The organism is Kitasatospora sp. NPDC089797 (genome assembly GCF_040684795.1).
In the GTDB taxonomy this organism is placed as follows: domain Bacteria; phylum Actinomycetota; class Actinomycetes; order Streptomycetales; family Streptomycetaceae; genus Kitasatospora.
Genome location: NZ_JBFBGS010000012.1, coordinates 162339 through 166476 on the forward strand (window position 1 = coordinate 162339; position 4138 = coordinate 166476).

The following is a 4138-nucleotide window of genomic DNA, read 5'->3' on the forward strand; positions in this document are numbered from 1 at the left end:
GGGTCTGCTCGGCCGACGGCCTGCCGTTGGGGACGTACTACTGGCAGGAGACGGCGGCTCCGGCCGGGTACGACCTGCCGGCGCAGCCGGTGACGACGGTGGTGCTGGACACCAATGGGCAGAACGTGCCGGTGACGGTCCAGGACGCCAAGTCGGTGGTGCCGACCGGTTCGACGTCGGTGACGAAGGTGGATGCCGAGACCGGTCAGCCGTTGGCGGGTGCGGTGTTCCAGCTGTGGCACGAGACCAACGGGGAGCCCGGCCTGCAGACCGGCGGCCCCAACCCGGACACCGCCGTCGGCACGCCCTGCACGACGGGTGCGGACGGGGTCTGCGCGGTGCAGGGCCTGCCGCTGGGCACGTACTACTGGCAGGAGGTCTCCGCGCCCGACGGGTACCAGCTGCCGGAGAACGCGGTGACCACGGTCGAACTGACCCAGGACTGCCCGTGCGTGGAGGTCACGGTCCAGGACACCAAGTGCCCGCCGGATTCGTGGGAGCCGCCCGGCCACGAGTGGGGCACCCAGCTCGACGACCTGCTCAACGGGGCCATCAGCCTCTCGACGGGCGCCGCCCGGCCCTGGCTGCGCCCCTGATCCGACCGCCCCGCGCATGAGCGCCTGACCCGATGACGTGGCCGGAGGAGCCGACAACGGCGCCTCCGGCCACCGGCGTCGGGCCCGGCGGTGATCCGGCGATGCAGTCGCCGCCCCGCTACTCGGCCGGTCCCAGCCGCAGCACCGCGAGCGCCCCGACCGCCGTGGTGACCGCGAGCGTGCCCCAGAGCAGCCCGGGCCCGGCGGCCAGCAGGGCCGTCAGCGCGGCCGGCGACGCCGCCCGGCCCACCCCCATCGACAGCTCCCAGCGCGCCACCGCCCGGCCGAGCAGGTGCGGCGGGGCGGAGGCCGCCACCAGGGCCGTCCCGGAGCCGGTGTAGAGGATCTCGCCCAGCGTGTACAGCACGGACACCACCGCGATGCCCGCCGTCCCCGAACCGCCGCCCAGCGAGCCGGCCACCCAGAAGCCCAGGTAGGACACGCTCAGCGCGGCCCCCGAGACCGCCATCACCGCCCGCCGGGAGCGGTCCGCCAGCCGCAGCACCAGCGCCAGCTGGAGCGCGATCACCAGCACCGTGTTGCCCACGAACACGCCCGAGGACCAGGCCGGCGAGGCGTGCAACCGGAGCACCAGCAGCGCGGGCAGCGCCACCTCCAGCACGTCGAAGCAGAACGCGTACGGCAGGTTGGCCAGGCTCAGCAGGGTGATCCGGCGCAGCGGCTCCCCGCCCGCCCCGGTCGCCCGCGCCTGCTCGACCACCGTCTGCGGCGCCCGGACCCGCAGCGACCCCACCAGCACCGCGGCCACCAGGCAGGCCGCGCCGGTCACCCCGGCCAGTACCCGGATCGCCCCCGCCCCGCCGGCCACCGCCACCGTCGCCAGCAGCGCCCCCGCGCCCAGGCCCGCGTTGCGCAGCGACCGCCCGGCGGCGAGCGCGGCGTCCCGCAGCCGGCCCTCGGTCAGGGTGCTCACCACCGCGGTGTGGGTGGTCGGCCAGGACTGGCTGCCGATGCCGAACAGCACCGCCGCCGCGGTGAACAGCGGCAGCCCGTCGGCCGCGAGCAGGATGAGCGCGCCCGCCGCCCGCAGCACCAGGGTCACGGCGGCGGGCAGGGTGCGGGCCCCGCTGTCGATCCAGCGGCCGGTGAGCGGCACCACCACCAGGCCGGCGACCATCCCGGCGGACAGGGCCAGGCCGACCGCCCCGGCCGGCAGGTGCAGCACCCCGATGCCGTACAGCAGCAGGAACGGGCGCAGCATGCCGCCGCCCACCGCGTCCACGGCCAGCGCCGCCGCGTACCGGGGGCCGCCGGCCGCGATGAGCAGGCCCAGCAGGGCGGAGGGGCCGCCGCGGCCGGTGCCGGCCGGCGGCGCGGGCGGCCGGCCGGCGCGGGTGGCGGCGGGGTCGTGGACGGACTTCTCCTGGAGCAGGCTCATGGCCGGTACCGTCCGCCCCGGCGGGGGCGGGTGTCCCGTCGATTGACGGTTCGGGTCAATCGACGGCGGGCGGCCACGAACGGGGTGCGAGGATCCTCCTCGTGAGTGTGACCATCGACATCACCGGCCTCCCCGAGGGGCGCCTGCTCTTCGCGCCCTCCCCGCTCGCCGAGCTGAACGCCATGCTGCACGTGCTCTCCGAGCCCGCGCACCACCCGGCGTTGCAGGGCTGGGCCGGCTGCACCACCACCGGCATCCCGCCCGAGCTGGCCGAGCGGCTGCTGGAGGCCGACTTCCTCTGGCGCTCCTCGCGCGCCGACTTCCTGGTGCCCGGCCTGCCGGGCGCCACCCTGGTCGACGAGCTGGACGCGGTCGACCGGATCGACGACGAGCTGTACGTCACCGCCGCGCTGATCACGACCTGCGGCTCCGGTCGGTTCGACCGCCGGACGGCCTCCCCGCTCACCGATCCCGCCGCCAACGAGCGCGCCCGCGAACTCGCGCTGGCCCGCGGCCCCCGGCAGGCCGCCTTCGCGGACCGGCTGCTGGCCGACCCGCCCGCGGTCCGGGCCCTGGTGCGCCGGATGCTGGAGGACTGCCAGTCGGCCTTCTTCGCCGACGCCTGGCAGCGGGTGCTGCCCGGCCTCGCCGCCGACTCCCGGCACAAGGCGGACCTGCTGGCCCGGCGGGGCCCGGCCGAGGCGGTGGGCGCGCTCTCGCCCTCCGTCAGCCTGGACGAGAGCGGCGGACGGCGGCGGATCGTCATCGACAAGCTCCAGGACAGCACCACCAGCGGCACCGACGGCGGGGGCGTCACCTTCATCCCGACCGCCTTCGGCCGCCCCCACCTGCTGGCCGTGCACGCCCCGGGCTGGCGGCCGGTCCTCCAGTACCCCGTCGCCGAGGCCGGCCTGCCCGAGCCCGTCTCGCTCGCCCTGGTCCAGCAGCGGCTGGAGGCGCTGGCCCACCCGATCCGGCTGCGGCTGGCCCGCACCATCGCCCGCGGCCCGCACACCACCGGTGAACTGGCCGCCTCCTGGCAGCTCAGCGCCCCCGAGGTGTCCCGCCACCTGGCGGTGCTGCGCAAGGCCGGCCTGCTGATCACCGAACGGCGCGGGCGGTACATGCTCTACCAGCTGGACCTGTCCGGCAGCGCCCGGCTGGGTGCGGACCTGCTGGAGGCGGTGCTGCGATGACCGGCCGCACCGGGAACAGTGATCGTCCGGAGCACGTTCGTCCGGTCATGACCGACGACGCTGCCGAGACCCCAGAGATCCTCCGCTACGCCGCCTTCGCGGTCCGCCCCGAGGGCGGCAACCCGGCGGGCGTGGTGCTCGACGCCACCGGGCTGACCGACGAGCGGATGCTCGCGATCGCCGCCGGGATCGGGTACTCCGAGACCGCCTTCCTGGCCCCCGGCAGTGCCCGGGGCGCCCACCGCGTACGGTACTTCAGCCCGCTCACCGAGGTGCCGTTCTGCGGGCACGCGACGGTGGCCGCCGCCGTCGCGCTGGCCGACCGGACCGGCCCCGGGCGGTACCTGTTCGAGACGGCCGCCGGGGACGTCCCGGTCGAGGTCGAGCGCGGTGCCGACGGCCTGCGGGCGACGCTGACCAGCGTCGAGCCGAAGGTCGAGGAGGTGCCGGAAGCGGACGTCGAGGAGGCGCTCGCCCTGCTCGGCTGGGCGGCCGCCGACCTGGACCCGGCGCTGCCGCCGCGGATCGGCTACGCGGGCGCCCGGCACCTGGTGCTGGCCGCCGCCACCCGCTCCCGGCTGGCCCGGCTGGACTACGACTTCGACGGCCTGGCGGCCTTCATGACCGCCCGTGACCTGGTCACCCTCCAACTGGTCTGGCGGGAGGCGGCCGAGGTCTTCCACGTCCGCGACCCGTTCCCGGTCGGCGGCGTGGTCGAGGACCCGGCCACCGGCGCGGCCGCGGCCGCCTTCGGCGCCTACCTGCGCGAGCTGGGCGCGGTGACCGCCCCGGCGGTGCTGACGCTGCACCAGGGCGAGGACCTCGGCCGCCCGGGCGTGCTGCGGGTCGAACTGCGCACGGAGTCCACCCGGGTCCGGGTCTCCGGCACGGCGGTGGCGATCCCGTAGGCCGCGAGGGGGCGCCGGCCGGGCGCCCCCTTGCGGCCC

General features: G+C 76.6%; 4 protein-coding genes. 3 read left to right on the forward strand and 1 reads right to left on the reverse strand.

Features of this window, described 5'->3' with window-relative positions:
• A partial coding sequence (locus tag AB0O91_RS12255) for a SpaA isopeptide-forming pilin-related protein (protein ID WP_363430773.1) occupies positions 1-596 on the forward strand: 596 nt, incomplete at its 5' end.
• Between the two features lie 118 nt (positions 597-714).
• Here AB0O91_RS12255 and AB0O91_RS12260 read toward each other — a convergent pair.
• Positions 715-1995: an MFS transporter gene (locus AB0O91_RS12260; RefSeq protein ID WP_363430776.1), complete on the reverse strand. Its 1281-nt coding sequence runs from the start codon at positions 1993-1995 to the stop codon at positions 715-717.
• A gap of 101 nt (positions 1996-2096) precedes the next feature.
• Between AB0O91_RS12260 and AB0O91_RS12265 the strand changes: the two genes are divergently transcribed.
• Complete coding sequence (locus AB0O91_RS12265; protein ID WP_363430779.1) at positions 2097-3191, forward strand: DUF5937 family protein; 1095 nt, start codon at positions 2097-2099, stop codon at positions 3189-3191.
• A gap of 47 nt (positions 3192-3238) precedes the next feature.
• Positions 3239-4099 (forward strand): PhzF family phenazine biosynthesis isomerase, encoded by an 861-nt coding sequence (locus AB0O91_RS12270; RefSeq protein ID WP_363430782.1) that lies wholly within the window; start codon positions 3239-3241, stop codon positions 4097-4099.
• Positions 4100-4138: the final 39 nt, after the last annotated feature.

Excerpts from the sequence above, each read along its gene's own strand:
- AB0O91_RS12270 (WP_363430782.1), top strand. The coding sequence starts at position 3,239 with ATGACCGACGACGCTGCCGAGACCCCAGAGATCCTCCGCTACGCCGCC.
- AB0O91_RS12260 (WP_363430776.1), bottom strand. The coding sequence starts at position 1,995 with ATGAGCCTGCTCCAGGAGAAGTCCGTCCACGACCCCGCCGCCACCCGC.